15 protein-coding genes are annotated in these 19517 nt (G+C 66.4%); 4 read left to right on the top strand and 11 right to left on the bottom strand.

From position 1 onward, the window contains the following. Positions 1-203: 203 nt before the first annotated feature. Positions 204-1118, bottom strand: coding sequence for a phosphoribosylaminoimidazolesuccinocarboxamide synthase (locus tag CI41S_RS00075; RefSeq protein ID WP_139856863.1), 915 nt, complete (start codon positions 1116-1118; stop codon positions 204-206). A 69-nt stretch (positions 1119-1187) separates the two neighbouring features. After that, positions 1188-2105 carry a pirin family protein gene (locus tag CI41S_RS00070; RefSeq protein WP_139856862.1) on the bottom strand — a complete coding sequence of 306 codons (918 nt, stop codon included), beginning with the start codon at positions 2103-2105 and terminating at the stop codon, positions 1188-1190. A gap of 178 nt (positions 2106-2283) precedes the next feature. Here CI41S_RS00070 and CI41S_RS00065 point away from each other — a divergent pair, with 178 nt between their 5' ends. The 3 genes from CI41S_RS00065 to CI41S_RS00055 all read left to right on the top strand — a co-directional run bounded on the left by CI41S_RS00065 (position 2284) and on the right by CI41S_RS00055 (position 5713). Then, entirely contained in the window at positions 2284-2859 is a 576-nt protein-coding gene (locus CI41S_RS00065; RefSeq protein WP_139856861.1) for a GNAT family N-acetyltransferase, read from the top strand. A gap of 33 nt (positions 2860-2892) precedes the next feature. After that, positions 2893-3951, top strand: coding sequence for a helix-turn-helix domain-containing protein (locus CI41S_RS00060; RefSeq protein ID WP_172627858.1), 1059 nt, complete (start codon positions 2893-2895; stop codon positions 3949-3951). 334 nt (positions 3952-4285) lie between these two features. Further along, positions 4286-5713, top strand: coding sequence for a serine hydrolase domain-containing protein (locus tag CI41S_RS00055; protein ID WP_139856860.1), 1428 nt, complete (start codon positions 4286-4288; stop codon positions 5711-5713). Between the two features lie 311 nt (positions 5714-6024). Here the strand turns inward: CI41S_RS00055 and CI41S_RS00050 are convergent, their stop codons facing one another. Further along, on the bottom strand, positions 6025-7395 hold the full coding sequence (locus tag CI41S_RS00050; protein WP_139856859.1) for an MmgE/PrpD family protein: 1371 nt from the start codon (positions 7393-7395) through the stop codon (positions 6025-6027). Between the two features lie 132 nt (positions 7396-7527). Between CI41S_RS00050 and CI41S_RS00045 the strand changes: the two genes are divergently transcribed. Beyond that, on the top strand, positions 7528-8667 hold the full coding sequence (locus CI41S_RS00045; RefSeq protein ID WP_139856858.1) for an FUSC family protein: 1140 nt from the start codon (positions 7528-7530) through the stop codon (positions 8665-8667). A gap of 133 nt (positions 8668-8800) precedes the next feature. Here the strand turns inward: CI41S_RS00045 and CI41S_RS00040 are convergent, their stop codons facing one another. From CI41S_RS00040 to dnaA, 8 genes are all read right to left on the bottom strand, one after another. Next, entirely contained in the window at positions 8801-9457 is a 657-nt protein-coding gene (locus tag CI41S_RS00040; protein ID WP_139856857.1) for a 2-hydroxychromene-2-carboxylate isomerase, read from the bottom strand. Positions 9458-9484: 27 nt separating this feature from the next. Continuing rightward, positions 9485-10879: an MATE family efflux transporter gene (locus tag CI41S_RS00035; RefSeq protein WP_139856856.1), complete on the bottom strand. Its 1395-nt coding sequence runs from the start codon at positions 10877-10879 to the stop codon at positions 9485-9487. A gap of 171 nt (positions 10880-11050) precedes the next feature. After that, positions 11051-12343 (bottom strand): UDP-N-acetylglucosamine 1-carboxyvinyltransferase, encoded by a 1293-nt coding sequence (murA, locus tag CI41S_RS00030; RefSeq protein ID WP_139856855.1) that lies wholly within the window; start codon positions 12341-12343, stop codon positions 11051-11053. A 30-nt stretch (positions 12344-12373) separates the two neighbouring features. Continuing rightward, positions 12374-14809, bottom strand: a complete 2436-nt coding sequence (gyrB, locus tag CI41S_RS00025) for a DNA topoisomerase (ATP-hydrolyzing) subunit B (protein ID WP_139479316.1) — start codon at positions 14807-14809, stop codon at positions 12374-12376. A gap of 231 nt (positions 14810-15040) precedes the next feature. Next, complete coding sequence (gene recF, locus CI41S_RS00020; RefSeq protein WP_139856854.1) at positions 15041-16177, bottom strand: DNA replication/repair protein RecF; 1137 nt, start codon at positions 16175-16177, stop codon at positions 15041-15043. Between the two features lie 73 nt (positions 16178-16250). Beyond that, positions 16251-16616: an endonuclease domain-containing protein gene (locus CI41S_RS00015; RefSeq protein WP_139856874.1), complete on the bottom strand. Its 366-nt coding sequence runs from the start codon at positions 16614-16616 to the stop codon at positions 16251-16253. 75 nt (positions 16617-16691) lie between these two features. Further along, entirely contained in the window at positions 16692-17810 is a 1119-nt protein-coding gene (gene dnaN, locus CI41S_RS00010) for a DNA polymerase III subunit beta (RefSeq protein WP_139479314.1), read from the bottom strand. Positions 17811-18086: 276 nt separating this feature from the next. After that, positions 18087-19517 (bottom strand): chromosomal replication initiator protein DnaA (gene dnaA, locus CI41S_RS00005; protein WP_139479313.1); only part of this gene is annotated, 1431 nt, incomplete at its 5' end.

Below are 19517 nucleotides of genomic sequence, written 5' to 3'. Positions count from 1 at the left end.
TGGGCTTTTGTTCTGCCCGGAGAGTGGCACTACTGACGATGCGCAGGCAATCCCGCCCCGTCATCCTGAGGTGCGAGCCTTGCAGCGCAATTGCGCTGCTGGGCGAGCCTCGAAGGATGCACGGCCACCAGCCGGGCCGATTCATCCTTCGAGGCTCGCCGAAGCGGCTCGCACCTCAGGATGACGGCGACGAGATAACGCCGCTAAACCTTCAGCTCCGTCCCGGTCACGCGGCGATATGCCTCAAGATACCGCTTGCTGGTGGCATCGACCACGCTGGCGGGCAGCGGCGGGGCGGGGGCGTCGCCGTTCCAGCGGCCGGCGCGGCGCTCGGCGTCGAGATAGTCGCGCAGCGGCTGCTTGTCGAAACTCGGCTGCGGCTGGCCTGGCTTGTAGGCATCGACCGCCCAGAACCGCGAGGAGTCCGGCGTCATCACCTCATCGATCAGGATGATGCGGCCGTCTCTGTCGCGCCCGAACTCGAACTTTGTGTCCGCGATGATGATGCCGCGGGCGCGGCTGGTCTGCTCGCCATAGCCATAGACATCGCGCGCCATCTTCTCCAGCGTCGCCGCGACCTCGGCGCCGACGATCTCGCGCACCCGCGCAACCGTGATGTTCTCGTCATGGCCGGCCTCGGCCTTGGTCGCCGGGCTGAAGATCGCGGGCTCGAGCTTCTGGCTCTCGACCAGGCCCGCGGGCAGCTTCTCGCCGGCGAGCGTGCCCTCGGCCGCGTACTCCTTCCAGGCCGAGCCGGAGATGTAGCCGCGGATCACGCATTCGATCGGGAATACTTCTGTGCGCTTGCACAGCATCGCGCGGCCCACAATGTCGGCGCGATGATCTTTCAGCGCCGGCACGGCGCGGATGATCTCGTCGGCATCGGCGCTGATCATGTGATGCGGCACGGTAGCTTCGAGTTGCCGGAACCACCAGGCGCTGATTTGCGTGAGCACCGCGCCCTTCATCGGGATGGTCTCCGCCATCACAACGTCGAACGCCGAGATGCGGTCGGTGGTGAGCAGCAGCACGCGGTCGTCGCCGACGGCATAGATATCGCGCACCTTGCCGCTGCCGATCTTGGGCAAAGGCAGGTCGCTGGTTCGCATGGCAGTCATGGCTTGGTCTCTCAAAAGCGCCGCGCCCGCGCGGGAGGCGCGGGCGCCAAAACTATCACACGAAATAGCTCACTCCGGCAGCGGAATGAACTCGTGCTCGTGCGGAACCTGGGCGAAACGCCCGGTTTTCCAGTCCTGTTTGGCCTGCTCGATCCGCTCCTTCGAGGACGAGACGAAATTCCACCAGATGTGGCGCGGCCCTTCCAGCGCGTCGCCGCCGAGAAACATCATGCGGGTCGGCCGCACCGTCTTCACGGTGATGCGGTCGCCGGGCCGGAAGATCAGCAGCCGCGGCCCCTCGTAGCGCTCGTTCGCGATCTCGACCTCGCCGTCGACGAGATAGATCGCGCGCTCCTCATGGTCGGGATCCAGCGGCAGGCTCGTGCCCGCCTGCGCGGTGACCTCGGTGTAGAACCACGGCGACACCATGCTGACCGGCGAGGTGATGCCGAACGCCGAGCCCGCGATGACGCGCGCGGTGAAATCGCGCTCGGAAATCATCGGCAGGTCGCCGGCGGCGTAATGCTGGAACGACGGCGCGATCTCTTCCTTGCCGGCGGGCAGTGCGATCCAGCTCTGCAGCCCCAGCATCTTCTGGCCGTCGCGGCGCTGCACGTCGGGGGTGCGCTCGGAATGGGCGATGCCGCGGCCCGCGGTCATCAGATTCATCGCGCCGGGCTGGATCTCCTGAATGTTGCCCTCGCTGTCGCGGTGCATGATGCTGCCATCGAACAGATAGGTGACGGTGGCAAGGCCGATATGCGGATGCGGCCGCACGTCCATGCCCTTGCCGGCGAGATACTGCACCGGCCCGAAATGGTCGAAGAAGATGAAGGGACCGACCATCTGCCGCCTGCCATGCGGCAGCGCGCGCCGCACCGCAAAGCCGTCGCCGAGATCGCGCGTGCGCGGCACGATGATCAGCTCCAGCGCATCGCAGGTGCGGGGATCGCCGAGTTCGGGATCGGTCGAGGGTTGCCAGCTCATGGAAGGTCTCCTTGCTTGTTGCGGCGATCATACTCTCTACTTGTCGTCTCGGCCAAGCCAACGGTCGGCGCGAAGCGCCGCCCGATGACAGGCTCCGCGCGAGCAGGAACGACGGTGTGCTTGCGGCACTAGCGTGCATCGGATGATAGCGGCATAATTCCGGAAACTGGGGCGAGCCATGGTTTCTCTGTTCAAGCCCGGCGCAAAGCTGCTGCGGGTCGATGGTCCCGTGATCGAGACCGCGCGGCTGATCCTGCGGCCGTGGCGCGCCTCCGACGTCGCCGACAACACCAGAATGCTGTCGGATCCGGAGACCGCGCGCTTCATCACGCCGGATCACCAGCCGATCACCTCGGAGCTGAAGGGCTGGCGCAACGCTGCCGTGATCTCCGGCCATTGGGTGCTGCACGGGTTCGGCATGTTCGCGGTCGAGGAAAAATCTTCCGGCCGCTATGTCGGCCGCGTCGGACCGTACTGTCCGCCGGAATGGCCGGGGTTCGAGGTCGGCTGGGGCATTGCTAAAGAGTGCCGCGGCCGGGGCTATGCGGTGGAGGCGGCGCGCGCTGCGATCGACTTCGTGTTCGCCAATTTCACCGTCGATCGCATCATCCATTGCATCGATCCGGCCAACGTCGCCTCGCAGGCGGTGGCGCGGCGGCTCGGCGCCGTAAACGAAGGTCCCGGCAAGCTCGAGGGCGATGTCGTCGATATCTGGGTGACGACGCGGCAGCGCTGGCGCGGCGATCCGTCTTGAAAAATTTTCGCTGACCGACGATTGTTCGGCCCGATGACCTTGGCTGCAACCGAACTTTGCCTGCGCAGCGCCGCCGTGACGCTGCTGCTGGTGCTTGCGGCCTCGATGTTCGCGGATTTCCGCAAGCTGCCGGCCGGGCGACTCGTGATCGCCTTCGCGCTCGGTGCGGCCGCGCATGCGGTGACCGCGTCGATCGGCGCTGGGGCGCCGGTCCCGGCCTGGCAAGCGCCGCTGATCGCGCTATCGACCGGGGCTATCGTGGTGTTCTGGCTGTTCACCCGCGCGCTGTTTGATGAGGCCTTCAAGCTGCGCTGGTGGCATGGCCTGATCTGGGCCGCGGTCGTGGCCTACAGCTACGTCAATTGCATGTGGATTGCACCCGCCGGTCACGCGCGGATCGCGATCATCATGGTCAATTCGCTCACGCTCGTCTTCATCGCGCTTGCGGTGGGGCAGACCATCACGTCGTGGTCGGCCGATCTGGTCGAGCGTCGCCGCCGTGTCCGCGTCTTCATCGTCGCCGCGTCTGCGCTGTACGGCGGAATGAACGCATTGCTGCAGATTGCCTATGCCGGCAGCCGCGTGACGGTGGAATGGGCCAATTTGCTGAACGTGGCCGTGCTCACCGCCATCGTCGCCGCGATCACCTGGGCGATGATGCGCGTCGACGGCGCCGACCTGTTTACCGTGCCGGCCGAGGCCGTCGTGCTGGTCAAACCGGTTGCGGCCGAGGAGGCGGCGGACCAGAAATTGGTCGACGCTCTGATGCGGCTGATGGCCGACGAGCGCATCTACCGCCACGACAACATCACCATCGGTACGCTGGCGACCCGGCTGAAGATTCCCGAATACCGGCTGCGGCGACTGATCAACCAGCGGCTCGGCTATCGCAACTTCAACGTCTTCCTCAACAACCACCGCATCGAGGAAGCCAAAGCCGCGCTCGCCGATCCCGCGCAGGCCGAAGTTCCCGTCATCACCATCGCCATGGACGCCGGCTTCCAGTCGCTCGGCCCCTTCAACCGCGCCTTCAAGGCCACCACCGGCGTGACCCCGACGGAGTACCGGCGGCTGAAGGCGAGCGCGGTGTAGGTCCTTGCCGCGGGCACGCTGCACCCTCTCCCCTTGTGGGAGAGGGTGGCTTCGCGAAGCGAAGCCGGGTGAGGGGTTCTCTCCCCACGGCGCAGTCTCGCAAGTGGAGAGAACCCCTCATCCGTCGCGAACTTCGTTCGCGCCACCTTCTCCCACAAGGGGAGAAGGGAAGAGGGCGTCTCGCCCGTAGCTCATTGCAATTACAAAATAAATTCAGAATCGACGAGCTCCCGCCGCTATTCGACCAGCCCAATTCTCAAATCCGGCGAGCATCTCCGCGCCCTCCACGTCTTCCTCCCCGCCACGCGCCCATCGCGCCAATCCGGAGGACCCCGTGACCCGTCGAAAGCTCATTCTCATCCTTGCCGCCACCACCGCATCCGGGGCGCTCGCGCTCTCGGTCGCTCGTGCCCATGACGTGCCGAAGGTCGCAACCGGCTTTGTTGCCAACATCATCTGCTCGGAAACCTTCGTCAGCGGCCTCGAACCGGCGCGGATTTTCTCCGAGACGACCGAAGCGATGCCGGGGGTCGGCCTGATCACCTGGGCGATGGACTATCAGGTCGACCGTGCGCGCAAGGACGTCACGGTGACGCTGTTCGGCCTCGGCCGCAGCCATGCCGTCTATCGCGAGGGGCTCGGCTGCATGCTCGATCATGGCGCGGCGCCGGCCGATGGCCCGCTGCCGACGGCGACGCCGCAGCCGGCGCTGCTGCCCGAGATCGCCGGACCATCGATCGTCGCGCCGCAGAGCCCGCAACTCGCCTTAGCGCTCGACCGCGCCTTTGCCGAGCCGGCGCAGGCGCCGTTCCGCCGCACCCGCGCAATCGTCGTGCTGAAAGACGGCCGCGTCGTCGCCGAGCGTTACGCCGATGGGATCGGCATCGACACCCCGCTGCTCGGCTTCTCCGCGACCAAATCGGTGATCTCGGCGCTAACAGGAATTCTGGTGCGCGACGGCAAGCTCACGGTCGATCAGCCGGTGCCGATCGCGGCGTGGCAAAACCCCGACGATCCGCGCCATGCCATCACCGTCGATCATTTGCTGCGCCACACCGCAGGGCTCGCGCTCGGCAGCTCGCTGGAGGCCTCGCTTGCTTCAGTGCTCGAGCCGGTCAACCGGATGAAGTTCATGGAGCCCGATATGGCTGCCTTCGCCGAAGGCTTTGCGCTCGAGAGCGCGCCCGGCCGCAACTGGAATTACAACGACGGCAATTTCGCCGTGCTGTCGCATCTGATCCGCGACGCGGCCGGCGGGCACGCCGCCGACGTGATGCGCTTCGCGCGCCGCGAATTGTTCGATCCGCTCGGCATGCACAGCGTCGTGATCGAATTCGATGCCGCGGGAACGCCGGAAGGCTCGAGCCAGATGCTGGCGAGCGCGCGCGACTGGGCGCGGTTCGGCCAGCTCTATCTCAACGACGGCGTCGCCGGTAGCAAGCGCATCCTCCCCGAGGGCTGGGTGAAGTATTCGGCGTCGCCGACGCCGAACGCCTGGGTCGGCTACGGCGCCGGCTTCTGGACCAATCTCGGCGACAGCTTTGGCGCCAACTATCGCACCGGGCACGGCTGGCCGCGCGATGCGTTCTACGCCAAGGGCACGATCGGGCAGTACGTCATCATCGTGCCGTCGCAGCGCCTCGTCATCGTCCGCCTCGGCCGCTCGCCGAACGCGCCGCCGGCAGCCGACGGCGTGTTCGACCTGGTCCGCGACGTCGTTGCAGCGACATCCGGCACGGCGAAGCTGGCGGGCGGGAATTGATGAGAATGCGAAGCTGGACCTTCATCCACAACTGTCATCGCCCGGCGTGACCGGGCGATCCAGTACGCCGCGGCCTATCCGCTCAAACACAACTGACCCGTCATCCCCGCGCAAAGGCTTCGCCTTTGTCGCTGGAGGTGCGAGCTCTTGCGAGCCTCGAAGGATGAATCGGCCACAGACGGGGCCGTCGATCCTTCGAGGCTCGCAAGAGCTCGCGCCTCAGGATGACGGGTTGAACAGCGGGCCACAAGCTTCGTGTGGTCCCTGCCTCGCAATGCCTTCGCAGGGACGACACCGAATGTGTGGCGGCTCTACTGCCGCCCGAGCTGCGTCGCCTTGGCCACGCGGTCGAAGCGCTCCAGCGTCAGGATCGCGTCCGCAAGCTGGTCGGCGCGCTTGTCGAGCACGGGACGGGCGAGCGTCAGGAACTTCTGCTGCATCGCCTGTGCGTCGGGGAACGAGGTCGGCTCGCCCGACGGGTCAGCGTAAAGGCGCTCATGGGTGGCGTCGTCGGTGGTGATGGAGACGCGGGCGCCGAACGGGTGGGTGCGGCCGACCTCGAGGCGGTCGTCCTGCACCACGTCGAACTTGTCGGCGAGCGCGTCGATCGCTTTGTCGCCGAGACGGTCGTAATCGTCCCAGCCGAAGCGGCCCTGGTCGAGCGCGATCGCGCCGGTGAAGAACATCGAGAACTGGCCGCCGACCACCGAGGTCGGGTGCCGCTTGGTGGCGGCGTCGCCGGTCAGCGTGATGCCGTTGCGGTGCAGGCCGATCTCGACCTTCTTGATCTGGTCCGGCGTCAGATTGTGCTCGCGCCGCATCGCGATCAGCGCGTCGATTGCGGCATGGGTGTAGCGGCAGCTCGGATACGGTTTTACGCCGATCTTCATGGTCTCGTAGGTGTTGCCGAGCCCGGCCACTGCCTTGTCGGGGTGCGCATCGTCACTGTAGCCGACCAAGAGGCCATGTTTGCCTTCGACCGCTTCGGTCGAGCCGACGAAATCGTTACGCGCCAGGGTCGCGGCGATCACGCCGTTCATCGCGGCGGCGCCGACCTGGTAGCGCTTGTTCCAGGCGCCGTTGACCAGAAATTGCAGCGAGCCCGCGGCCTGGCTGCCGGAGACGCCGAAGGCGGAGACGAGTTGCTCCTTCGAAAGGCCGAACAGCTTGCCCGCCGCCGCAGCCGCACCGTAGGTGCCGGCGGTCGCGGTCGGGTGGAAGCCGCGGGCGTAATGCGAGGTCGGGTCGAGCGCGTTGCCGAGCCGGCAGCACACCTCGTAGCCGGCGACGATCGCGGTCAAGACGTCACGGCCGGAGGCGCCGACCATTTCGCCGACCGCGAACGCGGCCGGAACCACGGGCGCGCTGGGATGCAGCGAGGAATCAGCGTGGGTGTCGTCGAAATCGAGGGAGTGGCCGAGCGCGCCGTTGAGCAGCGCGGCGACCGCCGGCGTCCAGGTCTTGCTGTCGCCGAACACGGTGGCCTCGCCCTTGCCGTCCAGCGCCAGCGCTTCCAGCATCTTCATCAGCGAGGGCGTCGATTCCGCGTCGCGGCGGGCGCGGATCGTGCTGCCGAGGAAATCCAGCGTCAGCACCTTGGCCCGCTCCAGCACCTCCGGCGGGATGTCCTGATATTTCAGGTCGGCGACGTAGGCGGCGAGCGTTGCGGTTTCGTGGGCCATCGTGTTTCCTCAATTTTGCGGCGCAGGGTAGGCGGGCGGATCAGGTGTTTCAAGCCGCCTTGCCGCCGCGGGCAGCAGCCATGCTCCACGCTATCTAACATGGGCCGTTCGATTGATTCCGGATCACGCTGCATGAGCACCTTCGCAAAACGCATGTTCGACCAGCTTTGGACGCGCAAGACCCAATTGGCGCTGGCGGTCCGGATCGCGTCCGCGGGTGTCGTCGCCTACACGATCGCCGTGGCGCTGCATCTGATGCTGCCGCTCTGGGCGGTGCTGACCTCGCTGATCGTGACGCAGATGAGCGTCGGCCGCTCGCTGAAGGCGAGCCGCGACTACATGCTCGGCACCATCGGCGGCGCCATCTATGGCGGCGCGATCGCGGTGCTGATCCCCCATTCCGGCGAGGGCAGCCTGCTGGCGCTGCTGGTGCTAGCGATCGTACCCCTGGCCTTCATCGCCGCGCTCAATCCCAGCCTCAACTCGGCGACGGTGACGGCGGTGATCGTGCTGTTGCTGCCGACCATGCATCATTCCAACCCGCTGGACTCGGCGATCGACCGCGTGCTCGAGGTCACCGTCGGCGCGCTCACCGGGCTGGCGATCTCGTTCCTGGTGCTGCCGTCGCGCGCGGTGAGCCAGATCCGGGTCAACGCGTCAAAACTGCTGGAGCTGCTGTCGGCGGCGTTCGCCGAGCTGCTCGCCGGGCTGACACGGGGGTTGGACAACGACGCCCTGCACCGGATTCAGGACGGCATCGGTACGGCGGTGACCAACCTGCACGCGATGGGCCTCGAGGCCGAGCGCGAGCGTTCCATGCATCTGTCGTCGGGGCCGGACACCGGTCCGCTGCTGCGCACGATCCAGCGGTTGCGGCATGACGTCGTGATGATCGGGCGCGCCTGCGTCGTGCCGCTGCCAGCCGATATTCAGGCGAGGCTAGCGCGGCCGCTGGCCGACGTCAGCACCGCGATCGTCACCTACATGATGGCGGTCGCGACCGCACTTCGCGCCGGCAGCGGTCCGGCCGACATGGCGCCGGTCGACGCCGCGCTGCACGCCTATAGCGAGGAGGTCGCCGCGGTCCGGAGGGACGGCCTGATCCGCGGCCTGCCGGTCGATGCGGCCGAGCGGTTCTACGCGCTCGGCTTCTCGCTGGACCAGATGCGGCAGAATCTGAACGATCTCAAACGCTGCCATGGCAATTGGTGCATGAACGCCGAGGTTTTGGAGAAGATCGTCAAGGATACGCCGGAGAAGACCGCGGCATGAATGCGCGCTAAAGCGCGATGAGATTAGGTTGAATCATCATCGCGCTTTAGCTCTTTGTTTGAGCATGATCTCCGCGCAAACGCTTCGCGCTTGTCGCGAGGGAAATCCGCTTCACACTTTTCCGGATCATGCCCTATGCCTCGCGGCGCGTCAGGCCTCGGCTCTCCATGCGCCAGATCAGCAGGTCGATCCGGTCCTGCCCGAAGAACGGTTCGTTCTCGAACACGAAGGTCGGCACGCCCCAATGGCCGGATGCGGCGTGCGCTTCCTCGTTGCCCTTGATGACCTGCTCGTAGCTGTCTGGGTCGGCGGCAACGGCCGCATCCATCGCGGCGAGATCGAAGCCGGCGGCGGTCGCGGCCTTGGCGAGATGGTCGCCTTCATTCCAGCCCTTCACCGAGCCGTCCCACAGCACCCGGCTGATCGCGGCGGTGAAGGCTAGCGAACGGCCCTCGCGCTGCGCGGCGGCGCCGAGCCGGGTCAGGCGATGGATGTAGGGCTGGTGCTCCGCGACATCGAGCGTCGTCATGTCCTGCACGATCGGATCGGGGCGTGGAAAGCGGAACGGGATGTTGTCGTGCTGGGCGACGCGGCGGGAGTCGAGCACGACATAGCGGACGAATTGCGGATTGGTTTGCTTGAAGAAGCCGGGCACCCGCACCGCCAGCGGATAGACCGGCCGCAGGTTCACCGCGACGTCGTAGTCCGCCACCATCTTCAGCGTCTTCGGCAGCGCCAGATAGCTGTAGGGGCTGCGGAACGAGAAGAACAGATCGACCGATAATGTCATGACCCGGCCGTGCTCCGCCTGCAGATGTCAGATGGCCATCCTGCTTGCCAGTAGGCGGAAGCGCAAGATCAGCAAGGTCGCGTAGACCGCGGTCCCGAGCGACAGCCCGATCCAGACCCCGGCGGCGCCGAGCCTGATCCAGAACGCGAGCGCGCAGGCCGACGCAAAGCCGATCAACCAGTAGCTGATGGTGGCGAACAATAGCGGCACCTGGGTGTCGTTCATGCCGCGCAACGCGCCTGCGGTGGTGGTCTGGACGCCGTCGGCGATGAAGAAGGTCGCGCCGATCATCAGCAGTGCCGCGGTGAGCTGCCCCGTGGTGTCGCTGGCCTCGCCGAGGAACAGCTCGGCGATCTCGAACCGGGCCAGGATCACCGCGAGCGTCATCACGCTCATGAAGATGCCGCTGAGCGCGACCGCGACATAGCCGGCGCGGCGCACCTGATCCGCATCGCGGCGGCCGACCGCCTGGCCGACCCGCACCGTCGCGGCCATGCTGATGCCGAACGGCACCATGAATAGGATCGCCGCGATCTGCAGCGCGATCTGGTGCGCCGCCAGCGCCGTGGTGCTGATCAGGCCCATCAACAGACCGGCGGCGCCGAACAGGCCGTATTCGAGCAGGAACGACAGCGAGATCGGGGCGCCGACCGCGACCAGCTTGCCCATCAGCGGCCAATCGATGCGCCAGACCCGCGCGAACACGTGGTACTTGCGGAACGGGCGGCGGCGCGCGGCGAACCAGACGCCGGCGAGGAAGGTGCCGAGATTGACCAGCGTCGTCGCAAGGCCAGCGCCGAACATGCGGAGCTCGGGCATGCCCCATTTGCCGTAGAGCAGCAGATAGACCAGCAGGGCATTGGCCGGGATCGCGGCCAGCGTGATCCACAGAACCGGCTCCGGGCGGTTGACCGCGCTCATGAAGCCGCGCAGCGCGATGAACCACAGCGCCGGCAGGATGCCCCAGCCGAGCCCGGACAGATATTGCTGCGCCAGATGCGCGGTGGCCGGGGTCTGGCCGAGCGCGAGCAGGATGCGCTCGCCATGGAACGGCAGCGCCATCAGCGGCAGCACCATAAAGAAGCCGGCCCACAGCCCGACCCGCAGCGCGCGCCGCATCATATGCGGGTTGCGCGCGCCAAACGCCTGCGCGGCCAATGGCGAGACCGCGGACATCATGCCCATGCCGATGGTGAAGCTGACGAAGTACACGGTGTGCGCCAGCGCCGCCGCGGCGACGCTCTCGCTGCCGAGCCGGCCGATGAAGGCGAGGTCGGTCGTCATCATCGCGATCTGCCCGAGCTGCGTCAGCGCCAGCGGCACGGCGAGCTTCAGCGTTTCCGCAAGCTCGGCCGTGAGCAGATTGCGAGGCACAGCAACGGCCGCAGGCGCGGCCGGTTCAACCTTGTCGATGCAGGTCATGCGGGAACGCTTAGCACGGCAACCGGGTCAAAAGCTTGGCCAAAAGCACGGCCAGGCTGCCGCAGGGGACCAGAGCGTTTTCGAGCGAAGTGGATACCGGTTCGCGTGAAGAAAACGCGTCAGAACAGGAATCTAGAGCTCCGTTCCGATTTGATCGGAACGGAAATAGCTCTAGGATCGTGCGGGTATCCGGGTGATCTTGGCGCCGAGCCCGTTCAGCCGTTCCTCGATCCGCTCATAACCGCGCTCGATCTGGTCGGCGTTGTTGATGGTGGAGGTGCCCTCGGCGCAGACCGCCGCCAGCAGCATCGCCATGCCGGCGCGGATGTCGGGCGAGGTCATCGGCGCGCCGCGCAGCCGGCTCGGGCCGGCGACGATCGCGCGGTGCGGGTCGCACAGCACGATGCGGCCGCCCATCGCGATCAGCTTGTCGACGAAGAACATGCGCGACTCGAACATCTTCTCGTGCATCAGGATGACGCCGTCGCACTGCGTCGCGGTGACGATCGCAATCGACATCAAATCGGCCGGGAAGGCCGGCCAGGGCTGGTCCTCGAGCTTCGGCACGTGGCCGCCGAAATCGTCGTGGATCTTCATGGTCTGGTTCGACGGCACGACGAGATCGTCGCCCTCGACGCCGCAGACGATGCCGAGCCGTTCAAACCCCATCCGGATCGAGCGCAGGTGCTCGACGCCGGCGCGCGCGATGCGCAGCGGCGAGCGGGTCACCGCGGCAAGCCCGATCAGCGAACCCACCTCGATATGGTCGGGCTGGATCGCATAGCTCGCGCCGCCCAGCGTCGCCGGGCCGTGCACGATGATGGTGTTGGTGCCGACGCCCTCGATCGTCGCGCCAAGCGCGACCAGGAAATTCGCCAGGTCCTGGACATGCGGCTCGGAGGCCGCATTGCGCAGATAAGTGGTGCCGCGGGCGGCGACGGCGGCCACCAGCGCGTTCTCGGTCGCGGTGACGCTGGGCTCGTCGAGGAACACGTCGGCGCCCTTCAGACGCGAGGCGCGGAACTCGAGCCGGTGGGTCGCGGTGACGGTGGCGCCGAGCTGCTCGAAGGCGAGAAAATGCGTGTCGAGGCGGCGGCGGCCGATCACGTCGCCGCCGGGCGGCGGCAGCGCGACCTCGCCGCAGCGGGCGAGCAGGGGGCCGGCGAGCAGGATCGACGCGCGTATGCGGGCGCAAAGGTCCGGGTCGAGATCGGCGGCGCGGATTTCCCTGGCGTGGATCGCAAGCGTGTTGCGCTCGGTCCATTCCGCCGAGGCGCCGACCGAGCGGCACAGCTCGACCAGGGTCTCGGTGTCGCGGATGCGCGGCACGTTGGTCAGCGTGACCGGGTGCTCGGTCAACAGCGCTGCGGCGATGATCGGCAGCGCCGAATTCTTGTTGCCGGACGGCTCGATGGTGCCGGAGAGCCGGCGGCCACCTTCTACGATGTACTGGATCGGCGCCACGCGGAAACAGGCCCCATGTTGGATGTCGATTTAGATGTCGATCGTGGCGCTCAGCGAGTGTTCCTGGATGAAGTCGCGGCGCGGTTCTACCACGTCACCCATCAGTTTGGTGAAGATATCGTCGGCCTCGTCGACCTCCTTGACCTTCACCTGCAGCAGCGAGCGCGCGTCGGCATCCAGCGTGGTCTGCCAAAGCTGCTCCGGATTCATCTCGCCGAGACCTTTGTAGCGCTGCAGCGTCACACCCTTGCGGGCGGCCTCGGTCACGGCCTCGAACAGGTCGACCGGGCCGTAGATGACCGTCTCGGTGTCCTTGCGGCGAAGCTTGCCCGCCTTGGCATAAACTTCCTGCAGCGTATTGGCGTATTCGTCGAGCTTGCGAGCATCCGCCGAGCCAAGGAGCGCGTCGTCGATCACAGCCACTTCCTTGACGCCGCGCACGGTGCGCTCGAACTGGAACCCGTGACCCTCGATGAAGTCGCCGATCCAGCCGCGCTCGGCTTCCTCAGCCAATGCGTCCAGCCGCATGGCGATGTAGCCGGCGGCCGATTTGGCGATCTCAAGATCGCCGGTGATCCTGGGATTGAGCACGCCTGCAATCGCGGCCTGCTCGATCACAGTGCGATTGTAGCGGCTGTGCAGATTGCGCAGCACCGATCGAATGACGCGGGCGTCCTCAATCAAGGACAGCAGGTCGCGACCGGAGCGGTCCTCGCCGGAGGCCGGCTTGAACACGCACTCCTCGAGCCCGGTCGAGATCAGATAATTCTCCAGCGCGCGCTCGTCCTTCAGGTACTGCTCGGACTTGCCGCGCGAGACCTTATAGAGCGGCGGCTGGGCAATGTAGAGGTAGCCGCCGTCGATGATCTCCCGCATCTGGCGGTAGAAGAAGGTCAACAGCAGCGTGCGGATATGGGCGCCGTCGACGTCGGCGTCGGTCATCACGATGATCTTGTGATAGCGCAGCTTGTCGACCGAGAAATCGTCGCTGATGCCGGTGCCGAGCGCGGTGATCAGCGTGCCGATCTGCTCGCTCGACAGCATCTTGTCGGGGCGGACCCGCTCGACATTGAGGATCTTGCCGCGCAGCGGCAGCACCGCCTGGAACTCGCGGTTGCGGCCCTGCTTGGCGCTGCCGCCGGCCGAGTCGCCCTCGACGATGAACAGCTCGGATTTCGCCGGATCCTTTTCCTGGCAGTCGGCGAGCTTGCCGGGCAGCGAGGAGACGCTGAGCGGGCTCTTGCGGGTCAGCTCGCGCGCCTTGCGCGCGGCTTCGCGGGCCGCGGCCGCCTGGATCACCTTGCCGACGATCACCTTGGCCTCGGTCGGGTGCTCCTCGAACCAGGCGGCGAGCGCCTCGTTGAGGACGTTCTCGACCACCGGGCGCACTTCCGAGGACACCAGCTTGTCCTTGGTCTGCGACGAGAATTTTGGATCAGGCACCTTCACCGACAGCACCGCGGTGAGGCCTTCGCGGCAGTCGTCGCCGGTCAGCGCGATCTTTTCCTTCTTGGCGTTGGCCTCGGCATAGCCGTTGACCTGGCGCGTCAGCGCGCCGCGGAAGCCGGCCAGATGGGTGCCGCCGTCACGCTGCGGGATGTTGTTGGTGAAGCACAGCACGTTCTCGTGGTAGCTGTCGTTCCACCACAGCGCGGCTTCGACGCCGATGCCGTTGGCTTCCGAGCGCACCATGATCGGCGCCGGCACGATCGCCTTCTTGTTGCGGTCGAGATATTTGACGAATTCCTCGACGCCGCCGGAATAGTGCATCTCCTCGCGCTTCTCGACCGCGTGGCGCATGTCGGAGAGCACGATGTTGACGCCGGAATTGAGGAAGGCGAGCTCGCGCAGCCGGTGCTCCAGCGTCGCGAAGTCGTATTCGACGTTCTTGAAGGTCTCGACCGAGGCGTGGAAGGTGACCTCGGTGCCGCGCTTGCCCGGCGCCTCGCCGACCACCCGAAGCGGTGCGACGGCATCGCCATGGGCGAACTCGATGTAGTGCTCCTTGCCGTCGCGCCAGATGCGCAGTTGCAGCTTGGAGGACAGTGCGTTGACGACGGAGACGCCGACGCCGTGCAGACCGCCGGACACCTTGTAGGAGTTCTGGTCGAATTTTCCGCCGGCGTGGAGCTGGGTCATGATGACCTCGGCCGCCGAGATGCCTTCGCCCTTGTGGATGTCGACCGGAATGCCGCGGCCATCGTCGTACACCGTGACGGAATTGTCGGCATTGAGCGTGACCAGAACGCGGCTGGCATGGCCCGCCAAGGCCTCGTCGATCGCGTTGTCGACGACCTCGTAGACCATGTGGTGCAGGCCGGAACCGTCGTCGGTATCGCCGATATACATGCCCGGCCGCTTGCGCACGGCGTCGAGGCCCTTCAGCACCCGGATCGATTCCGCGCCGTATTCGACCGGAATGGGATGCTCGGATTCGGCAGGTGTCTGCCGGGCAGGTTCTGTCATATGAGGCCTTCGAGGATGTCCCGAATCAGCTGCGCAATATCAGGCGCTGATTACGCTATTTGTGCCATGAAAGAGGAGTTGCGCCTAGCGCAAAGTCTGTCTCCACAAACTATTGAAGACATAGGATTTTTTAGCACTTTTTCAAGGCCTTTGAGGGTCGATTCAGGAGGCCTCGAAAAGCTCGATTCGGAGGCGGATTCGCGGCCGTTTTGCAGGCCGATTTTGCGTTCCTCAGCGACGTCCCGTGACCCGTCCGGATTCGACGTTGAAGAGCTCGCCGCTGGGGCCGATATCGACAAAGGCCAAGGGATCGGCGCCAGTCATCCAGACCTGCGCGCCGAGTTTTGCCAGCTCGTCGAACAGCGCCTTGCGCCTGCTAGGATCGAGATGCGCGACGACCTCGTCGAGCAGCAGCAGCGGCGCAATGCCGGTCATCTCCGCGACCATCGTGGCATGTGCCAGCACCAGCCCGATCAAGAGCGCCTTCTGCTCACCGGTCGAGGCATCGCGCGCCGGCATGTTCTTCGGCGCGTAGACCACCTGCAGATCGGTCAGATGCGGGCCGTCGAGCGTGCGCCCGGCCGCGGCGTCGCGCGGCCGGCTCGCGCGCAGGATCTCGCGGTAGCGGTCCTCGACCGCGGTTGCGGGCTCCTGCAGCAGTGCATTTTCCATCCAGCCGTCGAGCGCGATCTCGGCAGACGGGAACGCCGATGCCGCGCCACGCGCGCGCAGCATCGCAGCAAGCTTGGCGGCGGTCTGGCCGCGCGAGGCCGCCACCGCGACGGCAAGCTCCGCGGTCTCGCGCTCGATCGCGTCACACCAATGATCGTCATAGTTGCGCACTTCGAGCAGCCGGTTGCGCGAGCGCAGCGAACGCTCCAGCGCCGAGACGCGGCTGGAATGCTCGGAATCGATCGCCAGCACCAGGCGGTCGAAAAAGCGCCGCCGCTCAGAGGCCGCGCCCATGAACAGGCCGTCCATCGCCGGCGTCAGCCACACGATGCGCAGATGGTCGCCGAACGCGGTCGCCGAGCCGACCGGCTCGCGGTCGATGCGGCAGCGCCGTGTGCTTCCGCCGTCGCCGGTCGGCGCGTCGATGCCGGTGCCGAGCGTGGCAAGGCCGAGCGCGCCCTCGACCTCCGCCGACACCGCCCAGGAGCCGTCGCCCTGGTTGTCGGCGATGTCCTCCAGCGTCGCGCGGCGCAGCCCGCGGCCGGGCGACAGAAACGAGATCGCCTCCAGGCAATTGGTCTTGCCGGCGCCGTTCGGCCCGACCAGCACCACCATGTCACCCGCGACCTGCAGCGTCGCCGCCCGATAATTGCGGAAATGCGTCAGCGACAGGCGGTGAATGCGGGACGGGGTCATCGATCTTCCTTCCCCTCTCCCCTTGTGGGAGAGGGTGGCGCCTCACGCAGTGAGGCGACGGGTGAGGGGTATCTCACAGCTCGGCAAGCTTGGCGAGGATGTCCTCCAGCACCGCCCCGGGCGTTTGCAACACATCGTTGTTCCAGTAGCGGAGGACCCGAAACCCCTCTGCCACGAGAGCTGCTGTTCGTGCCGCGTCGCGTTGTGACGAGGCGTGCTGGCCTCCATCGATTTCGATGACGAGGTGTTTCTCGAAGCAGACGAAGTCAAGAATGTAGTCTTGAAACGGAACTTGCCGGCGAAATTTCAGGTGCGACAGGCGACGGTCGCGAAGCAGGCGCCACATCTTGGCTTCCGCATCGGTCGGCTCGCGGCGCATCCTCTTTGCGAAGCTGCGGATGCGTTCGTCAGTCGCTCGATGGCTCGGCGTTCGCGGCACCAACCCCTCACCCGGCGCCTGCGGCGCCACCCTCTCCCACAAGGGGAGAGGGTGCAGCGGTGCGCGTGGAGACCATCACACCCGCATCGGCATCAGCACGTACAGCGCGCCCTTGTTGTCCTTGTCCTGCACCAGCGTCGGCGAGCCGGGGTCGGCGAGCTTCAGCACCGCGACCTCACCCTCGATCTGGGCGGCGATGTCGAGCAGATAGCGCGAGTTGAAGCCGATATCGAGCGCGTCGGAGGCGTATTCGACCTCGAGCTCCTCGGTGGCGCTGCCGGAATCCGGGTTGGTGACCGAGAGCACCAGCTTGCCGGAGGACAGCGCGAGCTTGACCGCACGGCCGCGCTCGGAGGAGATGGTCGAGACGCGGTCGACGGCGGCCTCAAAGTCCTTCTTGTCGACCACCAGTTCCTTGTCGTTGTTCTGCGGGATGACGCGGCCGTAATCCGGGAAGGTGCCGTCGATCAGCTTTGAGGTCAGCACCACATTGCCGAGCGAAAAGCGGATCTTGCCTTGCGACAGCTCGATCGAGATTTCGGCTTCGCCGTCCTCGATCAGCCGCTGCACCTCGCCGACGGTCTTGCGCGGCACGATCACGCCGGGCATGCCGGCCGCGCCCTTGGGCAGCACGAGATCGATCTGCGCCAGGCGGTGGCCGTCAGTGGCGACGCCGCGCAAGGTCGCGGCCTTGGCGGTGCCGGCGGAGTGCAGATAGATGCCGTTGAGGTAGTAGCGGGTCTCCTCGGTCGAGATCGCAAACTGGGTGCGGTCGATCAGCCGCTTGATGTCGGCGGCCGGCAGCGCGAACGAATGCGTCATGTCGCCGGCGGCGAGATCCGGGAAGTCGCTCTCCGGCAGCGTCTGTAGCGTGAAGCGCGAGCGGCCGGCCTTGACCGCGAGCACCGAGCGGTCGCCGTCGGCCTCCAGCACGATCTGCGAGCCGTCCGGTAGCTTGCGCACGATGTCGTAGAACATGTGCGCCGGCACGGTGGTCGAGCCGGCGGTTCCGGTCTCGGCGGCCAGCGTTTCCGTCACCTCAAGGTCGAGGTCGGTCGCCTTCAAGGACAACTGGCTGCCTTCGGCGCGGATCAAGACGTTGCCGAGGATCGGGATGGTGTTGCGGCGCTCGACCACGCGATGGACGTGACCCAGCGATTTCAGGAGTTGCGCGCGCTCGACGGTGACCTTCATTGCAATACCCGCCAGATCCCTCAGATGGAGAAGCCGGGCGGCCGTTCACGGCAGCACCGCGGCATTTGAAACCCGAAAAGCCGGATCAATGTCGGATTTGATCAAACCCACGGGGGGACCGCAAGGTGGCGCGGATGGCGGGCCGGCGCAAGGGAGACGCGAGCGAAACGGCGCCCGTTCCCCACGTTTTGGGCCGGAAATGGTGTCGCCCTCCCCCGGCGAAGGGGAGGGCGAGCAAAATGAGGCAGCCTTAACGCACCGGCTTGGCGCGGCGCGTTATTCCTGCAGCTGGCGCTTCAGCGATTCGACCTCTTCCGAGAGCGCCGTGTCCTTGGCGACCAGTGCCTCAATCTTGCGCACGGCGTGCAGCACCGTGGTGTGGTCGCGGCCGCCGAAGCGCCGGCCGATCTCCGGCAGCGAGCGCAGGGTCAGCGTCTTGGCCAGATACATCGCGACCTGGCGCGGGCGCACCACGTTGGCGGTACGGCGGGACGACAGCAGGTCGGAGCGGCTGACATTATACTGCCGGGCCACCACGCGCTGGATGTCCTCGATCTTGATCCGCTTCGGCTCCTGCGGGCGGATCAGGTCGCGCACCTCGCGCTCGGCCATCTCCAGCGTCACCGGCTGGTTGTTGAGCTTGGAGTGCGCCAGCAGGCGGTTGATCGCGCCTTCGAGGTCGCGGCCGTTATGGGTGATGGTGCGGGCGAGATAGTCCAGCACCTCTTCCGGCACGTCGAAGCTCGCATGGTGGACGCGGGCCGCGGCGACGCGCGACTTCAAAATCCCGAGCCGCAGTTCCTCGCCGAGCGATCCCATCTCGACCACGAGGCCGCCGGCGAGCCGCGAGCGCACGCGGTCGTCGAGGCTTTCGAGGTCGGACGGCGGGCGGTCGGCGGCGATTACGACCTGCCGGCCGGCATCGATCAGCGCGTTCAGGGTGTGGCAGAACTCGGCCTGGGTCGACTTGCCCTGCAGGAACTGCAAATCGTCGATGACAAGCACGTCGATGCCGCGCAGCGCCTCTTTGAAGGCCAGCGCCGTCTGCGTCTTCAGCGCGGCGACGAAGCCGTACATGAACTTTTCCGCGGTGAGATACAGCACCTTGCGCTCGCTGCCGGAATTGCCGGCCCAGGTCACCGCCTGCAGCAGATGGGTTTTGCCGAGGCCGACGCCGGCATGGATGTAGAGCGGGTTGAACATCACGGGATCGCCGCGGCGGCCTTCGGCGACCTGGCGCGCGGCGGCATGCGCCAGCGTGTTGGAACGCCCGACGACGAAGCTTGCGAAGGTCAGGCGCGGATCGAGCGGTGAGCCGCCGAGCGCGTCATGGCTCGCCGACACCGGCGCGGTCGCAACCGAGCGCAGTTCGGGCGCGGGGCGGCCGTCGGTGCGCTCGACACGGCGCACCTCGACCGGTGCCGCCGCCTCCTTCACCGGCACTGCTGCGCGGATCGCGGAACGCACGGTGAGGTCGATGCGATGCACTTCGGGCATCTCGGCCTGCCAGCAGGTGAGCACACGATCGGCGTAGTGCGCCTGGATCCAGCTCTTCAGAAACCGGGTTGGAACCGAGAGGTGCACGCTCTCGTCGTGCACGCTCTCCAGATCCATCCGCGCGAACCAGCTGGTGTAGACGTCCTCGCCAACGCTCGTCCGCAACCGTCCCTTCACCCGCGACCAGCGATCCTGTTCCGTATTGTTCAT

The organism is Bradyrhizobium ivorense (genome assembly GCF_900696085.1).
In the GTDB taxonomy this organism is placed as follows: domain Bacteria; phylum Pseudomonadota; class Alphaproteobacteria; order Rhizobiales; family Xanthobacteraceae; genus Bradyrhizobium; species Bradyrhizobium ivorense.
The sequence above is the reverse complement of the archived record's forward strand: the minus strand, read 5'-3'. Positions and strand labels throughout refer to the sequence as shown.